Raw genomic sequence first — 16,839 nt, forward strand, 5'->3', positions numbered from 1 at the left:
CGGATCCGGCCCCCGGTCCGGCGAGGGCGGCGCGGGTGGCACCGGGCAAGCGCGAGCCGGGCGCGAGGGCGCGGGCCGTGCGGGTGGCGCCGCCCGTCAGGACCCCGCCAGCTCCGCCAGCCGCCACGCCGCCTCCGGCCGGTACGCCGCGAGGCGGTCGCGCAGGCCGCGCAGCTCGTACCCGACCAGGGCCGGCAGGGCCGCCGCCGGGGCGGTCTCCAGGGCGGGCCCGAGCAGTTGGACGGCCGTCTGCGGGTCGTGCGCGCAGGCGTGGCAGTCCGCCACCCGGACGGTGAAGAGGAGACGGCTGGAGGGGAGCTGGGCCGGGCCGAGCAGGCCGAGCGCGGTCTCGGCCGCGGTCAGCGCCCGGCGGGCCAGCCGGGGGTCGCCGACGACCGCGGCGAGGTCGCGCAGCGCGGCGGCCGCGCCGGACTCCACCCGCAGCCGCATCGAGGCGATGGAGAGCCAGGGCGCGTCGTCCTCGTCCCGGGCGCCGATGTGGTCCAGGTGCAGCCGGGCGCGGCCGAGGTGGCGAATGGTGGCCCGGACGTCGCCGGTGAGGGCGTGCGCACGGGCCTGGCCGATCTGGCCCATCGCGCCGGCCCAGTGCCGGCCGGGGGCGGCGCGGCCGGTCTCCCGGGCGTAGCCGAGGGCGGCGGCCGGGTCGCCGTCCATCCGGGCGAGGGTGCTCATGTCGCTCAGCGCGGCGACCTGGGTGGCCTGGTCCCCGGCGAGCTCCGCCCAGGCGAGCGCGCGGTCGAAGCAGGCCATCGCGGTGGCGTTGCGGCCGTCCTGCATCCGCAGCGCGCCCGCGGCGTGCGCGTGCTCGGCGGCCAGTCGGGCGAGCGGGCGGCGCTGCGCGGCGGGGGCGGCGGCGAGCCGGGCGAGCACGGCCTGCAAGGTGCGTTCGACGGCGGCGGCCAGGCCGGGCAGGCCGCCGGCCTCGCCGGAGCGCAGGTGGGCGGCGAGCAGCCCGGTGAGGGCGTGTGCGGTGGCGGCGTCCAGGGGCGGCGCGCCGGCCGGGTTCGCGGCGCAGAACTCGGCGTGCAGCGCGGCGAGTTCGACCGGGTCGGGGACGTCGCAGCCGTCGGCGCCGTGCAGCGGGCAGAGCAGGCCGTAGTCGGGCAGCCGGGGCGGCGGCTGGGCGGGGGCGCTCCAGCGGGTCGGGCCGCCGGGCCCGTGCGCGGCCGCGGTGGGCAGCGGGGGCCGCAGCAGGGCGGGCGCGAGGGGCGCCAGGGAGGGCAGTTCGGCGGTCTCGGCCCGCTGGCAGGCGGCCCGCAACTCACCGCCCGCGCCGAGGAGTTCGTCGATCCTGTCAGCGATCCGAGGGGTGACCCGGCGGGCGCCGTGCTCGATCTTGCTCACCGCGGTGTGGTCGTAGCCGATTCCGGCGCCGAGTTGGGCCTGGGTGAGGCCGGCCCGGCGCCGCCAGTGGCGCAGCCGGGCGCCGAAGTCACGCCAGGCGCCCAGCTCCTGGGCGGGCGGGGCGACGGGTGGGGACGGAGGTGCGGACGCCGGTGCCACGGCCACGCGGTTCCGGTGCACGGCTGCCTCCTCCGGTCGCTTCCCCCGGGCCCCTCGCCAACCTTCCGACCATCAGGACGGTACTCGATGACACCCGGTCCGTACATGAGGTGGTCTCAACCACTCGGGCAAAAGCCCAGCTTGACGGAATTTGCCAACCCTATGCATCGCGTGCACCAGCCATTGACCAGAGCATGACGCCGTGTGAGGGTTCCGGCACCCGAGCGCGGACGGCCCGCACGGCCGTCCCCCAGACACGGCCCTGCGGTGGGCCACCAGCCCTGCCGTCCGCGGTCGAGGACCCCCACATGCGAGGAGCCTCGATGCAACGCAGAGTTTCCACAGGACGGTTGCTGACCACGGCGACCACCCTGACCGTGCTGGCCGGCATGATCGCCGCCACGGCCGGGCCGGCCACCGCCGCGCCCACCCCCTCTCCCGCACCACCCAGCGCCCTCGCGGCAGCCGTCAACGCCGCCGACGCGGCCGCGGCCGCCGGCCTGGACGCACTGGCCAAGGGCCCCGGCGAGACCTACGAGCGCCGGGCCGTCACCCCCTGGCTCGGCGGCCTCTACTCCGTCGCGTACGACCGCAGCTACCGCGGCCTGCCGGTGGTCGGTGGCGACGCCGTGGTGCTCGCCGACGGCCAGGGCAAGGTCCGCGGCCTCCAGTCGGCCGCCACCGGGCCGGTCGGCGGCTCGATAACCCCGCAGGTCAGCGCGGCGAACGCGGAGAAGACCGCGCGCACCAAGCTGGCCGCGGTGGACTCGGTGGCCGAGCGCCGCCTGGTCGTCCGGGTCAAGGACGGTGCGAGCCGGCTCGCCTGGGAGACCGTCCTCAAGGGCCGTACCGAGAGCGCGCCGAGCACGCTGCACGTCTTCGTGGACGCCGCCAGCGGCGAGGTGATCGACAGCTACGACGATGTCCGCGCCGGCACCATCAACAGCAAGTGGAACGGCCCCGGCCCGCTGACCATCAGCACCACCAACTCCGGCGGCTCGTACTCGCTGCGCGACCCGAACCGGCCCGGCCTGACCTGTTCCGACTACAGCAGCGGCCAGGTGTTCAGCAAGTCCTCCGACTCCTGGGGCACCGGCAACCCCTCCAGCAAGGAGACCGGTTGCGCCGACGCCATGTGGGCGGCCCAGAAGGAATGGGACATGCTCCGCGACTGGCTCGGTCGCAACGGCCACAACGGCAACGGCGGCAGCTGGCCGGTCAAGGTCGGCCTCAACGACGTCAACGCCTACTGGGACGGCAGCTCCGTCTCCATCGGCCACAACCAGAACAACGAGTGGATCGCCGCCCAGGACGTCGTCGGCCACGAGTTCGGCCACGGCATCGACCAGTACACCCCCGGCGGCGCCAACAACGAGAACGGCCTGGGCGAGGGCACCGGCGACATCTTCGGCGCGCTCACCAAGGAGTACGCCAACCAGCCCGCGCCCTACGACTACCCCGACTACCAGGTCGGCCGGCAGGTCAACCTGGTCGGCCAGGGGCCGATCCGCAACCTCTACCAGCCCTCACTGGTCAACAACGACCCGAACTGCTACTCCTCCTCCATCCCCAGCACCGAGGTGCACGCGGCGGCCGGCCCGCTGAACCACTGGTTCTACCTCCTGTCGATGGGCTCCAACCCGGGCGGCGGCAAGCCGTCCAGCCCCACCTGCAACAACTCCTCGGTCACCGGCATCGGCGTCAAGCAGGCCGGCCAGGTCTTCTACGGCGGCATGCTGCTCAAGACCAGCGGCATGACCTACAAGCGGTACCGCACCACCACCCTGACCGCCGCCAAGAACCTCGACCCGACCTGCAACTACTTCAACCGGACCAAGGCCGCCTGGGACGCGATCAGCGTGCCCGCGCAGAGCGGCGACCCGACCTGCACCCCGTCCGGCAACAACGACTTCTCGCTCGCGCTCGGCCCGGCCTCCGGCTCGGTCCAGCCCGGCGCCTCGACCACGGCTACGGTCTCCACCGCCGTCACCTCGGGCACCGCGCAGACCGTCAACCTGACCGCCTCGGGCGCCCCGACCGGGGTCACCGCGACGCTCAGCCCCTCCTCCGTGCAGACGGGTTCGTCCGCGACGCTGACCCTGTCGGCCTCCTCGGGCGCCCCGGCCGGGACGTACGTGATCACCGTCACCGGCACCGCCGGCGCGGCCACCCACACCGCCCAGTACACCCTGACCGTCGGCGGCGGGGGCACCCCCGGCGGGCCCGCGCCCGACATCGACGTCGCCAAGGTCCAGGCCCACCTGACCCAGCTGAACACCATCGCCAGCCAGAACGGCGGCAACCGCCGGGCCGGCAGCGCCGGGCACAGCCAGTCCGTGGCGTACATCAAGGGCAAGCTGCAGGCCGCCGGCTACACCGTGACCGAGCAGACCTGCACCTCCTGCACCTACCAGTCCAACAACCTGATCGCCGACTGGCCCGGCGGCCCCGCCGACCAGGTCACCATGTTCGGCGCCCACCTGGACAGCGTCTCGGCCGGCCCCGGCATCAACGACAACGGCTCCGGCTCGGCCACCCTGCTGGAGAACGCCCTCGTCCTCGCCCAGCAGAACCCCACCCTGACCCGGCACGTCCGGTTCGCCTGGTGGACCGGTGAGGAGCAGGGCCTCCAGGGCTCGCAGTCCTACGTCGGCCAGCTCAGCTCCACCCAGCGCTCCGCGATCAAGTCCTACTACAACTTCGACATGGTCGGATCGCCCAACGCCGGCTACTTCATCAACAACATCACCTCCGCCGCCGCCGCGCCGATGAAGGCCTACTGGGACTCCCTCAACCTCCAGCCGGAGGAGAACGTCGAGGGCCAGGGCCGCTCGGACGACTACTCCTTCCAGCAGGCCGGCATCCCCACCTCCGGCTACGCGGCCGGCGCCGACGCCGTCAAGACCTCCGGCCAGGCGACCAAGTGGGGCGGCAGCGCGGGCCGTTCGTACGACTCCTGCTACCACCAGTCCTGCGACACCACCAGCAACATCGACCCGACCGCGCTGAACCGCAGCGCCGACGGCGTGGCCTACACCATCTGGAAGACCTCCGTCGGCGGCACCACCCCCGCCAACGACTTCTCCCTCGCGGTGAACCCGGCCACCGCCACCGTCAACCCCGGCGACTCGGCCACCGCGACGGTCTCCACCGCCACCACCTCCGGCTCCGCCCAGACGGTCAACCTGACCGCCTCCGGCGCCCCGGCGGGCGTCACGGTCTCCTTCAGCCCGTCCTCGGTGCAGTCCGGCGCCTCGGCCTCGCTGACCATCGCGACCGCCGCGAACACGGCGGCCGGCACCTACAGCATCACGCTCACCGGCACCGGCTCCGCCACCCACAGCACCAGCTTCTCGCTGGTCGTGGGCAACGGCCCGACCAACCCCGGCGGCACCTGGACGCCCGGCACCACCTACCAGGCGGGCGACGTCGTGACCTACAACGGGGTCAGCTACCGCTGCCTCCAGGGTCACACCGCCCAGGTCGGCTGGGAGCCGCCGATCGTCCCCGCCCTGTGGCAGGCCGTGTGACCCGCAGGTCACCTGCCTGACACCCCGTAAGCCGCTGCGCCGCGGTCCGTCGAGGGGGACGGATCGCGGCGCAGCCGTGTGCCGGGCACACCCCCGGGTCACCCGGCGTAACCGGGCCGCCACTCGGCTGACGTACAGTCGGCTGCGGGGCGGGCCGCCCGCCCACGACGGCCGACCCCCGAGGAGACTCCTGGTGACCACCGACACCCGCCCCGTACCGGAGCTGGCCGCCGAGGCCGTCGAGCAGTGGCGCAGCGAGGAGGCCGACCTCGTCGACCTGCTCGCCCGGGCGCAGCGGGGCATCGGCGGCATCGCCGCCTTCCGGCTCGGCCCCACGCCCACCGTGCTGGTCACCGACCCGGCCGCCGTGCAGCACGTGCTCGGCCGCCACCCCGACCGCTACGTCAAGCGCTCGCACCGCGCGCGGATGCTGGTCGGCGACGGCGTGCTCTCCGCCACCGGGGACGCCTGGAAGCGCCAACGGCGGCTGCTGCAATCCCAGTTCACCGGCACCGGGATGCGCCGCTACGAGCAGCGGATCGCCGCCGCCGCCCGCCGGACGGCCGACCGCTGGGAGGGGTACGCGCGCAGCGGCGAGACCTTCGACCTCGGCGAGGAGATGCGCGGATTCGCCCTCGACACCGTCTGGCGGGCCCTCACCGGGCTGCCGCTGGACGACCGCACCGACCATGAACTCCGTTCTGTGGAACGGGTGGTGGCGGCCATGCCGACCCTGCCCACGGACGCCGGGGACGCCCGGGACGCCGTCGCCGCCGACCTCGCCCGGATCGACGCCGTCGCGCTGGCCGCCATCGACGCGGCGCGCTCGGCGACCGACGCCGAGGAGCCCGGCGTGCTGCGGGTCCTGCTCGACGCCTCGGCCCAACACCCCGAGTACACCGACCGGTTGATCCGCGACGAACTCGTCACCCTGCTCGTCGCCGGGCACGAGACCACCGCCACCACCCTGACCTGGCTCTTCCTCCTCCTCGACCGCCACCCCGAGGCGCGCGGCGCGGACCCGCAGGCCCTGGTCAGCGAGGCCCTGCGGCTCTACCCCCCGGCCTGGCTGCTCCCCCGGCACGCCGTCGAGGACGACGTGATCGACGGCCACCGCATCGCCGCCGGCACCGACGTCCTGGTCTGCCCCTACCTCACCCACCGCGACCCGGCCCTGTGGCCCGACCCCGAACGCTTCGACCCCGCCCGTTTCACCGCCACCGGCGCCCGCCCCGCCCAGCTCGGCGCGTACCTCCCCTTCGGCCTCGGCGCCCGCGCCTGCCTCGGCACCCAGTTCGCCGTCCGCGAGACCACCGCGCTGCTCGAACTCCTGCTGCCCGCCCACACCGTGCGGTTCCGATCCGTCCCGACCGGCTCCGCCTACAGCATCACCGTCCGCCCCGACGGGCCGACGCCGGCGGTGCTGGGCTGACCGATCCCGGTCGCGGTCCCGGTCGCCGGCGGGAGGAAGTCGTCGGCCAGTTCCTCGCCGGCGAGGGCGGCGTCGACGCGGGCGTGGATGTGCGCGTGGGTGACCGGGCAGTCCAGCGGGCGGTCGCGGTGGCAGTCGAGCATGTGGGTCAGGACGGCCGCGGCGCGCTCCAGACGGCGGGCGCGGGCCGTCATCTCGTCCCGCTGCGCCGCCAGCAGCGCCTTCCGCTCCGCCGCCTGCTCGCTCGCCATCACGGCGGCTTCCTCGCCCCCGTCCTCGCCGCCGCCCGCACCGACCAGCGGCCGCACCTCCTGGCCGTGGTGGCCGTCTGCGTCCTCGGCCTGCTCGGCGTCATGCTCGCCCCGGCCGCCGGTGCTCCGCTCCGGGCTGGCATCCTCGACATCGGCATCGGCATCGGCATGGGCGCCGGCCACGACGCCCGGCCGTGACCGGCGTGGCTCCGCACCGGCGACCGCGCCGCCCCTCGATACTCCGGTAAGCCCCGAACGAGAGGACACCGATGGAATTCCTGGTCGACATGGTGACCACCGTCCCGGACGGAACCACCGAGGACGCGGTCGCCGACATCCGGGCCCGCGAGGCCCAGCGGTCGCGCGAACTCGCCGCCCAGGGTGCCCTGTTGCGGCTCTGGCGCCCGCCGCTCGCCCCCGGCGAATGGCGCACCTGGGGCCTCTTCAGCGCCCCCGACGAGACGCGGCTGGAACAGGCGCTCGCCTCCATGCCCCTGCGGGTATGGCGCCAGGACACCGTCACCCCGCTCGCCCCGCACCCCAACGACCCCGGCACGGGAGGCGCCCGATGAGCGACGAAGCCGTGCTGCGCGGCGTCCTCAACCGCTGGAAGGCCGCCGTCGACGCCCACGAACCCGAGCAGGCAGCCGACTGCTTCACCGAGGACGCGATCTTCCAGGGCCTCCACCCGTACACTGTCGGGCGGGCCGGCATCGGTGCCTACTACGCCTCCCAGCCCCCCGGCATGACGGCCGACTACCGCATCCTGGAGTCCCGGCGGCTCACCCCGACTCTCCTCCTCGGCTACCACAGCGTCGACTTCGCCTTCTCCGACCGCCCCACCCTCACCGTCAACCTCGGCGTCCTGCTGCGGCGCTCCGACGACGGCTGGTCCATCGCCCACTACCAGGTCTCGCTGCTGCCCTGAACTGCGCCGACACATCCCATCGCCGCGATCCGTCGCACACCACGTCGTGAACCCGGCCCGCCGAGCACCCAGCTCGGCGGGCTGACGGGGGAGGTGGCCCCGGGGGACATCGGACGTTGCCCTGGCGTACCTTCCGCCGGAGGTGCGGGGTCGAACAGACTGGGAGGGACTGTCGACGATCCCTCGAAGGGGCCTTACCTGTGCGTGCCCATGACTCCGGTAGTGCGTTTGCCACCGACCGACGACCGGGCCGTACCAGTCGGCCCACGGCTCCCGCCCGGCTGCCCTCCGGTGCCCGGGCCGTGACGCCGGCGGCGCTCACCGCCATGCAACGGGCCGTGGGCAATGCCGCGGTGAGCCGGATGCTGGAGCAGCACGACGAAGCCGCGGCCGACGTGCAGCGCTCTGCCGTCCACGAGGTGCTGAGGAGCCCCGGCACGCCCATGGCCGACGGGATCCGGGCCGAGATGGAGACCCGGCTCGGCGCGGACTTCTCCGATGTCCGGCTGCACACGGGTGCGACCGCCCGGGAGTCGGCGGCGGGGATCGGCGCCCGCGCGTACACCTCGGGCAGCCACATCGTCCTCGGTGATGGAGGGGGCGACAAGCACACGCTCGCGCACGAGTTGACCCACGTCATCCAGCAGCGCAGCGGCCCCGTCGCGGGCACCGACAACGGGAGCGGGCTGCGGGTCAGCGACCCCTCGGACCGCTACGAGCGCGAGGCCGAGGCGAACGCCTCCCGGGTGCTGTCCCGGCCGCTCGCCCGGGAGTCCGAAGCGGAGCACGCGGCCCACGCGCACGGCACGCAGGCCGGCGAGCCCTCGGTGCAGCGGCGCCCCACGGCGAAGCCCGCCGAGGAGGAGGGCGACCACACCCACGTCGACGCCGACTATCCGGGCATGCGGCTCATCCTGGACCAGAAGCTGACCGACGAGCACTACGAGAAGATCTACCAGCTCGCGGGCTCCGAGGAACGCGTGATCTTCGACGAGGACGGCAGCTACGGGTACATCAAGGTCGACGACGGCCTGGAGACCTACTACAAGCTCGTCAACATGGAGGTCGGCCCCGAGCAGGCGCAGGCGGACCTGAGCGGCCACGTCAACCGGCAGCGGGACTCCAGCTACCACGTCCGGGCCGGTGCCGGGACTTTCGAGGGCGCACAGATCGACCAGTTGCAGGACTTCGCCGCGCAGGGCGTGCGTCCCGGCCAACTGGTCGAGGTGAGCGTCGCGTTGCTGCGGCAGGCCAGCGGTCGTGCGCAGACGGTGGCGGGCGGGCTCGACGAGAAGCGGCTCAGTGCCGCCGTCACCGGCATGAAGAACAGCGCCGCGCTCGAACCGATCAAGATCCGGGTCGACGGGGGCGGCATCAGCATCCAGGACGGGAACCACCGCCTGGGCGCGGCCGTTCAGCTGGGCGCCGCGTACGCGCCCTGCAAGATCGTCTGACCGCCCGTTCCGCTGCCGACCTCGCTGGTGATCCCGGCGAGGTCGGCAGCGGTGGCGTCTCAGTGGCGGTGGTGGTTGTCGGGTTGGGCCGGGTCGCCGGGGTGCTCCAATCCCTCGACGAGGGTGAGGCGTCGGGCGCGCTCGTGGTCGAGCCAGCGGACGAAGGCGGCGCGGCGGGCGGCCTCGGTGAGGTCGGCGGTGGGGTCGTGCTCCTCTGTGACGGTGTGCACGGAGCGGAGCGCGGCCCTCCAGGGGCCGGCGGTGACCCAGGTGCCGGGCGGAGCCTCGCGGAGGGCTTCGGCGAGGGCGGTCGGGAGGGTGTCGGGGTCGGCGTCGAGTTCGCCGTCGGGCAGGGCGAGGTGCCAGACGGCCGACGGCGGGCGGGTGGTCAGGGTGCGGTAGTGGGCGACGTCGGCGGCGGAGGGTTCGACGTCGGCGGTGACCGCCGCGTAGACGGCTCGGACGGCTGGGCTGCCCTCGTAGGCGGCGGCGGTGATGGAGCCGAGTTCGACGGCGGCCTGCTGGTCCAGGCGGGCCGGGCCGGTGGACCGTACGGGCAGGTCGCGCTCGGTGGCGACCGCCTCGCACAACGCCTCGGTCAGCAGCACCTGGGCGACCCAGCGGCTGAGCTGGCGGTCCTCCGAACTGCCGGGCTGGGGCAGGGCGGTGGAGCGCGGGCCGGTGCGGAGGGCGGCGAGGCGGTGGTCGAGGGCGGCGCGCGGGAGGGGCTTTCCGTCGAGCAGACCGAGGGTCATGCCTCCACCTCCAGGGCGACGGTCGGGGAGTACTGGCAGCGGCCGAACCACATGACCTTGGCCAGCGCCCAGTACGCGCCGGGGTCGGTGGATTCGGGGGCGGCGATCTCGAAGGCCACGGTCGAGGACGATCCGGCCGGGACGGTGAAGCCGCGGACCGGGTCGGCGATGGCGTCCCAGGTGCCCCAGGGGGAGACGAGTTGGAGTTCGCCGCGGATCTCGCCGCGGGTGCGGTTGGTGAGGGTGAGGCCGAGGGTGGTGCGGCCGCCCGGGGTGACGCGCAGGGTCTCCTCGGAGACGGCGACGTCCAGGCCGGTGTCGCGGCCGGTGGTGGCCTTGGTGCCCTGGGCGATCGTCCAGTCCTCGGGGGCGTCGCCGGGGACGGGCAGCAGGTTGGGGAGGTCGCCGACGGCGATGGTCACGACGTCCTCGATCTCCTGGCCGTCGTGCACGATCCGGACGGCGGCGAAGTGCAGGCCGGGCAGGACTTCGGCGGGCGGGGTGAGGGTGACCGGGAAGCGCAGGTGGCCGCCGGGCTCCAGCCGGTAGGGGCGGCTGCCGAGGCTGGTCTGCCAGCCCTCGGGCGGCAGGACGACGGCCGTGCCCTCGACCGCCGCGTCGCGCAGTTGTGAGGACAGGGCGACGGAGAGTTCGACCGCCTCGCCGTCCGTCCGCAGCAGGCCGGGCGAGGCGCCGACGGAGACCGGCAGGTAGCCGAGCGGCGCCGGGCCCCGGTTGTGCAGCCAGTAGCGGGCGTGGACGGGTTGCGCGGGTTCGGCGACCGGGCCGAGGACCGGGCCGCCGGGCTCGGCGGCGACGCCCGGGGCGGCGAGCAGGGTGGCGATCTGCGAGCCGGCGAGGTCGACGCGTTCGACGTCCTCGCCGAGGGGGCGTTCCAGCAGGTCGGCGGGCCGCAGGTGGCTCAGCCCGAGTGCGCCGCCGAGTTCCGCCGTGCGCCCGAGTCCGGTCGACTCGACCAGCCGGACAGCGAGTTCGCGCCCGACGGCCGCCGCCGAGCCGTGCGCGATGGGGTTGCCGGCGGGCTTGAGCGCGCCGAGCAGGACTTCGCGCTGCGGTTCGATCCGCAGCCAGGAGAGGGTGGCCGGCAGCGGGCCGTCCTGCGGCGGCGCGATCCGGGCGTGGAGCGGGTGGTTGAACTCCTGGCCCTGGGCGGGCAGGGTCTGGCTCCGCCAGTCGCCCGGGCCGCCGACCAGTGCGTAACTGAACTCGTGCGTCCAGTGCTGGAGTTGGAAGGAGGCGCCGTCGGGCAGGGTGCGCCGGGGCGGGTCGATCCAGACGCCGGAGGGCCAGCCGGTGCAGGAGCGCATCAGGGAGAGGTGCAGGGCTCCGGTGGTGTCGACCGCGAAGCCGGGCAGGCCGAAGCTGAGCAACGCGACGGTGTGGTCGGCGAGTTGGTCCACAACGTCGGACGGGCAGACGGCGCCGATCCGGGCGTCGGCGAGGTCCGCGACGAGCGCGGCGGCGTCCGTGACGACCAGTGCGGGCAGCGCCCGCAGGTCCCGCAGGTCGGCGCCGGGCTGCCAGACCTCGGCGAGCGGGGTGAGTGCGGGCACCCACACCGCGCCGTGCGTCTTGAGGACGCTCGCGTACTCCTCGCCGGCCCGCTCGATCAACTCCCGTGCGGCGTCGTTCTCTTCCGGCCCGCCGAGGACGATCCGGAAGTCGGGCAGGTTGGAGTCGACGTCCAGCCAGCCGTACCGGGCCCAGTCGGCGCCGGAGGTGGTGGCGGTGACGCCGACCCGGGCGAGAGCGACCACCAGCGGGCGGGCGTCGGCGGCGTCGTCCAGGCTCGGCACGACCACCTCGGCGACGCCCAACGCCCGCTCCCCCAGCGGCGATCCGGCCGGATCGGACAGCACGGCGCGCGCGGTGGCGCCGAGGCCGAACCAGGTGTTGGCCGGGTTGTCCAAGGTCCACGGCGCCTCGGCGGAGTCGACGTCGGGCAGGGCGAAGCCGCGCCCGACGACGGCGCCGGCGACCTCGCTGACCGGCAGCGCGCCGGGCAGGTCGACGGGGAAGCGCAGCCGCAGCAGCCGGTCGGCGCCGGAGTAGTCGACGACCCGGGTGCGGCAGTCGACCCGGTCGAGGCCGCGCCACAGGGTGACGGTCTGCTCGTAGCGGATCCCGTCGACGGTGCCGCCGATCACCAGCCGCTCGCCGAGCGGGCCGGTCTCGCGGCGCACGTCGGCCGGGGCCGTGCCGGAGCCGCGCACCGGTCCGCTGGGCACCAGGTGCCAGGGGCCCTCGCCGAAGTCGGGATGCTGCGGGTACTCCTCGTAGACCCGCAGTTCGTTGCCGATCCGGCCGCCCTGGATCAACTCCCGGTCGTGCAGGAGGTCGTGGACGGAGGACAGGCCGCCGCCACGGACGGGGTCGGCGCTCACCCGGTAGCGGTCGTTGGTGATCACCACCCCCTCGGCCGCCGTCCAGGGCTCCGCCGCCGGGCCCTCCACCAGCCGCCAGGTGCGCCAGCCGAGCGCGGGGACGTCGGCGGCGAGGAAGCGCAGGGCCCCCCGGTCGACGGTGCTCGGCACGGGCTCGCCCCGGTCGTCGAGCACCCGTACCGCCCCGGTCTGCGGGGGAAGTTGGACGACGACCAGGTCGGTCCGGTCGAAGGAGAGCGTGTTGGTGACGACCACGGCCGAACCGGCGGCCACCGCCGACCCGCCAGCCCCCTCCGGACCGACGCCGGCGGTGGAGATCCGCGCGGTCAGCGCGTCCAGCGCCTGGTCCCGGACGGCGGCCGCGAGGTCGTGCGCCTCTCGCCAGCCGCCGAGCAGGTCGAGGTAGACCTGGTCGGACTCGGAGCCGGTGATGGCGTCGTGGTGGGCGCCGTAGGCGAGTTGGCGCCAGACCTTGTCGAGGGCGGCGGTGGGGTACTGCCCCAGGCCGTGGACGGCGGCGAGGGTGGCGAGCTTCTCGGCGTCGGCGGCCGCGACCTCGCCGGCCCGCTGGGCCTGCTTGGTGTCGATGTACGAGACGTCCTTGCCGGTGTAGACCGGGTTCATGTCGCGGGTCTGCGGGCTGGGCCGGCGGCCGGTGGCGGCGAGTTCGGCCCGGACGGCGTCGAGGAAGTCGCGCGGGGTGGCGCAGACGAAGCGCGGCCAGAGGTACTTGGCGGCCCAGGAGCGGTGGATCTCGGTGACCCACTTGTTGGGCGGGGTGTAGTCGGTGCCGACGGGCAGCAGCAGGTTCCTGGTCGCGCCGACGGGCTTGAGCTTGCGGTACAGCTCGTAGACGGCCTGTTCGGCGGTGGCGAGGTCCGGGGAGGAGTCCATCCACCAGCCGGCCGAGTAGTGGTGCGGCATGTAGTGGGTGAGCACGCCCTCGCCGGAGGGGGCGATCCACTCGAACTCGCTCGGGAACTGCATCACCCGGGCGTCGTCCTTGGCCTCGCGGAAGTTCTTCTGGATCGGGCCCCACTGGTGGAAGGGGCCGCGGGCCCAGGCGCTGCCGGTGAGGCCGGCCGCGGCGAGGTGGCCGGGGAACTGCGGGTCGTGCCCGAACACGTCGAGCTGCCAGGCGGTTTGCGGGTCGCCGCCGAGGATGTCGCGCTGGTAGCCGATGCCGTAGACGAGGTTGCGGATGGTGGTCTCGGCGCCGGTCAGGTTGGTGTTGGGCTCGTTGTAGGTGCCGCCGACGAGTTCGACCTGGCCGCGCTCGAGCAGCGTGCGCAGGGTCTCGCGGCGCTCGGGGTGCTGGTCGAAGTACGGCTTGAGGTAGTCGACTTCGGCGAGGACGAACTTGTACACCGGGTCCCGCAGCGCGAGGTCCATGTGCGCGTCGACGAGCGCGAAGCCGTTGCGCTCCCAGAGCGGCCGGGTGGTGGCGTCGGCGGAGAGCAGTTCCCAGGGGGAGGTGTAGGCGGCCTGGGTGTTCCACCAGACCGGGTCGTAGTGGAAGTGGGAGACCAGGAACATCGTCCAGCCGGGTTCGGCGACCTCCACCAGGGCGTCCACGGAGGCGCCCTCCGCCTCGACGGTGACGGGGAGTTCGGTGCCCGGCTCGGGGGCGCCGGTGAGCTCCAACGGGACTTCGACCAGCCCCGTGCCGGTCGCCTCGCCGCGCACGCCCGGGCCGCTGACGGTGATCCGGGCGGCCGGGCCGTCGAGGGTGACCCGCAGCAGTTGGCGCGGGGCCTCCTCGGGACCGGTGAAGAGGTCGGTGTTCTCGACGGCGGTGATGGTGACCGGCACGGGGAGGGTCCTTTCGGTGCAGGTGCGGGGGCCGGGCGCGGGGTTGGGTGCCGCGCCCGGCGGGAGTTGCTGACGTGCCCGGTTACTGGCCCCAGGCCTCGAACTCGTAGATGCGGGCGGCCGGGTCGGTGTTCTGGGTGGGCTTGGTGACGACCAGCCGGACGTAGCGGGCGGTGGTGGTCACCGGGTGGGTGGTGGTGCCCGCGGTGTTGCCGGTGACGTCGGCGACCGTCGTCCAGGGGTCGGTGGTGTTCGAGCGGACCTGGATCGAGAAGTCGCGGGTGTTGAAGGCCGCGCTCTCACCGCCGGCGCCCGCGTGCTTGACCACGAACTTCGACAGCTGCTTGGCCGAGCCGAGGTCCACCTCGAGCCACTTGGAGCTGTTCAGGCTGCACCACTTGTCGCCGGTGCCGCCGTTGACGCTGCCGTTGACGGCCTTGGCCGGGCCTTCGCCGGCGTTGCACTGGCCGGAGGCGGTGGCCGGGCGGTTCAGCGCCAGGTTGCCGCCGGTCGCGGGCGGCGTGCCCGTCCAGCCGACGGTGGTGGAGGCGGCGGTGGAGCGGCCGTAGGTGGTGGAGACGGCCTCGACGTCGAGGGTGGTGGCGTCCTCGGTCCCGGCCCGGTCGAGCCGCCCGACGTAGTACGCGTCGTTGGGGGTCGCGCCGAGGAAGGTCCGGCTGCCGTCGGCGTTGCGCCGGTACACCTCGTAGTGGTGGACGTCGCCGCCGGGCGCGGCCGTCCAGGAGAGCCGCAGCGACTGGCTGGAGCCCGCCGTCACGTCGCTCGCGCCGAGGACGGTGAGGCCGCTGGGCGCCGCCGGGGCGCCCACGTCGCCGTCGTGGACGGAGATCTGGCCGATCCGCACGTCGTAGGCGGGGTCGGAGCCGTCGGCCCGGAGGGCGAGCTGGGCGATGGTACGGCCCGCGTACGGGGCGAGGTCGAGGGTGTGCCGCTCCCAGCCGGTACCGGAGTTGGCGCCGACGTCGATCGTGGTGAAGCTGTTCGGCGCGTCGGTGAAGGAGACCGCGGCCTTGAGCTTGGTGGGCCCGGCGGCCGGGGTCCTGACCACCAGGTCCAGCTTGGTGTTCGCGGCGACGGGCAGTTTGGTCTCGTACAGCCGCACGGTGTTGGCGGCGTCCAGGGTGCCGGTGAGGCGCAGCGAGGAGCCGCCCTGGTAGGCGTCGGTGAAGTCGACGGACGGGGTGAGCTTGCTGCCGCTGGAGTCGACCATCCACCGGTAGGTCGGCGGGACGTCCTGGAGGGACAGGTTGTTCCAGCCGCCGGTGGCGACCCGGGTGCCGGCGGAGTTGTAGAAGTCCCCCTGCCCGGTGTTGAAGTTGGTGACGAAGGGCTTGGCGGTGATCGGCGAGGACTCGGCGACGTAGCCGGCCAGGCCGGGCCAGTTGTCGGAGGGGTTGGCCTTGGACGGGTCGTTGTCGGCGCCGACCCAGTAGCGGGCGTCCTTGGCGTAGAAGTCGGCCCGGTCGGTGGCGGACTTCCAGGTCCATTCGGGCCGGTAGAGGCCGAGCGAGGTGGTGTGCGGCCGGCCGGTCGGGAAGAGGGACTTCCAGTCGACGCCGGTGTTGTAGCCGTTGGCCTCGGTGTCGATGCCGGAGTAGAGGTCGTACTCGCTGCGGCCGAGTTGCCGGGCCAGCGCGCGGGAGGAGTTCAGGCCGCCGGAGCTCCAGTTGAAGTTCAGGAACATCGAGTCCGAGGTGCGCTTCGAACCGTCCTGGAGGAACGGGGAGTTGGCGGAGGTGAGGGCGTTCTGCCAGTTGACCGAGCCGGAGGTGGTCATGGCGTCGTACCACATGAACTCGGTGCCGCTCTTGGCCTTGCTGTACTGCATGAGGTTGCGCACTTCGGTGGCGAGGGCCGAATCGCCGCCGCCGGTCTCCTGGTTGATGAACCAGCCGTCGAAGCCGTAGTACTGGGCGGCCTGGGCGAGTTTGTCGGCGACGGGGTAGCTGTTGCCGGACTTCTGGACGAAGTCGCGGAGCCACTGGAGCTGGCCGCCGTAGGCGGCGGGCGGGAAGAAGACGGTGCCGTAGACCTTGACGCCGTTGCGGTGGGCGGCGTCGATGACGGTCGGGTTGGGGGCGAGGATCAGGCCCTCGCCGGCCGAGCCGCCCCAGAAGACCAGCTTGTCGACGTACTGCCAGTAGCCGAAGGCGTAGTAGTTGGGGTCGGCGGAGCCCTGGGAGGGGTTGTTGGAGGTGGGCCCGAAGGAGACCAGGGAGGCGATCTTCCCTTCGCCGGTGCGGGCGTTGGGGTTGGCCTTGAGGGCGGGGTCGCTGGTGCGCGGCTGGAGCGGGACGCGGGAGCGGTTGAAGCGGGCGTCCGGGTCGGTGGCCGGGTCCCAGTTGAGGATGGTGGAGGGGTACCAGTACGAGGCGTAGGGCTGGGTGCCGGGGGTGCCGGCGGCCGGGGTGGTGGGCGCCTGCGGCCCGGCGTGGGCGGCGGGGGCGGCACCCAGCACGGCGGCCGCGAGGGCGGCGCTGAGCAGCAGGGGTATCCGTCGTGACATGCGGTGGCTCCGATCGAGCGGAGGTGGGTGGGGGCGGGCCGTCGGCGTGGACGGGCCGGGTGCATGTGGGCGTGGCGGTGCGCGAGGAGGCGGGGTGACCGTGGTGGGGGGGGGGGGGGGGGGAGGGGGGGGGGGGGGGGGGAGGCGGGGGGGGGGGGGGGGGGGGGGGGGGGGGGGGGGGGTGGGTGTGGGGGGAGGAGGGTCAGTGAGCTGAAAACACC

General features: G+C 73.9%; 10 protein-coding genes. 5 read left to right on the forward strand and 5 right to left on the reverse strand.

The window, feature by feature from the left end; all coding sequences use genetic code 11:
- Positions 1-96: 96 nt before the first annotated feature.
- On the reverse strand, positions 97-1,545 hold the full coding sequence (locus AC07BF_RS16165) for a helix-turn-helix domain-containing protein (protein WP_478333505.1): 1,449 nt from the start codon (positions 1,543-1,545) through the stop codon (positions 97-99).
- Between the two features lie 302 nt (positions 1,546-1,847).
- Between AC07BF_RS16165 and AC07BF_RS16170 the strand changes: the two genes are divergently transcribed.
- Both AC07BF_RS16170 and AC07BF_RS16175 read left to right on the forward strand, forming a co-directional pair.
- Complete coding sequence (locus tag AC07BF_RS16170) at positions 1,848-5,054, forward strand: M28 family peptidase (protein WP_400803090.1); 3,207 nt, start codon at positions 1,848-1,850, stop codon at positions 5,052-5,054.
- A 193-nt stretch (positions 5,055-5,247) separates the two neighbouring features.
- On the forward strand, positions 5,248-6,486 hold the full coding sequence (locus AC07BF_RS16175; protein ID WP_363628383.1) for a cytochrome P450: 1,239 nt from the start codon (positions 5,248-5,250) through the stop codon (positions 6,484-6,486).
- On the opposite strand, the gene AC07BF_RS16180 is transcribed toward AC07BF_RS16175, so the two are convergent.
- Positions 6,435-6,920: a hypothetical protein gene (locus AC07BF_RS16180; protein WP_478333506.1), complete on the reverse strand. Its 486-nt coding sequence runs from the start codon at positions 6,918-6,920 to the stop codon at positions 6,435-6,437. The genes AC07BF_RS16175 and AC07BF_RS16180 overlap by 52 nt on opposite strands.
- An 86-nt stretch (positions 6,921-7,006) precedes the next feature.
- Here AC07BF_RS16180 and AC07BF_RS16185 point away from each other — a divergent pair, with 86 nt between their 5' ends.
- From AC07BF_RS16185 to AC07BF_RS16195, 3 genes are all read left to right on the forward strand, one after another.
- Complete coding sequence (locus AC07BF_RS16185; protein WP_363581822.1) at positions 7,007-7,309, forward strand: muconolactone Delta-isomerase family protein; 303 nt, start codon at positions 7,007-7,009, stop codon at positions 7,307-7,309.
- Positions 7,306-7,665, forward strand: coding sequence for a YybH family protein (locus AC07BF_RS16190; protein WP_363628379.1), 360 nt, complete (start codon positions 7,306-7,308; stop codon positions 7,663-7,665). The genes AC07BF_RS16185 and AC07BF_RS16190 overlap by 4 nt, the downstream gene beginning before the upstream one ends.
- A gap of 338 nt (positions 7,666-8,003) precedes the next feature.
- Complete coding sequence (locus AC07BF_RS16195; RefSeq protein WP_478333507.1) at positions 8,004-9,119, forward strand: eCIS core domain-containing protein; 1,116 nt, start codon at positions 8,004-8,006, stop codon at positions 9,117-9,119.
- A gap of 59 nt (positions 9,120-9,178) precedes the next feature.
- Here the strand turns inward: AC07BF_RS16195 and AC07BF_RS16200 are convergent, their stop codons facing one another.
- From AC07BF_RS16200 to AC07BF_RS16210, 3 genes are all read right to left on the reverse strand, one after another.
- Entirely contained in the window at positions 9,179-9,874 is a 696-nt protein-coding gene (locus tag AC07BF_RS16200) for a DUF7158 domain-containing protein (protein ID WP_363581816.1), read from the reverse strand.
- A complete protein-coding gene (locus tag AC07BF_RS16205; protein ID WP_478333508.1) occupies positions 9,871-14,091 on the reverse strand; it encodes a glycoside hydrolase family 38 N-terminal domain-containing protein in 4,221 nt (1,406 codons plus the stop codon). The genes AC07BF_RS16200 and AC07BF_RS16205 overlap by 4 nt, the downstream gene beginning before the upstream one ends.
- 82 nt (positions 14,092-14,173) lie before the next feature.
- Positions 14,174-16,618: an endo-beta-N-acetylglucosaminidase gene (locus AC07BF_RS16210; protein ID WP_478333509.1), complete on the reverse strand. Its 2,445-nt coding sequence runs from the start codon at positions 16,616-16,618 to the stop codon at positions 14,174-14,176.
- Positions 16,619-16,839: the final 221 nt, after the last annotated feature.

Source organism: Kitasatospora sp. NPDC043950 (assembly GCF_056435345.1).

What these genes read in the sequence shown, in the direction of transcription:
- AC07BF_RS16170 (WP_400803090.1), top strand. Translation starts at nt 1,848, where the DNA reads ATGCAACGCAGAGTTTCCACAGGACGGTTGCTGACCACGGCGACCACC.
- AC07BF_RS16185 (WP_363581822.1), top strand. Translation starts at nt 7,007, where the DNA reads ATGGAATTCCTGGTCGACATGGTGACCACCGTCCCGGACGGAACCACC.
- AC07BF_RS16190 (WP_363628379.1), top strand. Translation starts at nt 7,306, where the DNA reads ATGAGCGACGAAGCCGTGCTGCGCGGCGTCCTCAACCGCTGGAAGGCC.
- AC07BF_RS16200 (WP_363581816.1), bottom strand. Translation starts at nt 9,874, where the DNA reads ATGACCCTCGGTCTGCTCGACGGAAAGCCCCTCCCGCGCGCCGCCCTC.
- AC07BF_RS16210 (WP_478333509.1), bottom strand. Translation starts at nt 16,618, where the DNA reads ATGTCACGACGGATACCCCTGCTGCTCAGCGCCGCCCTCGCGGCCGCC.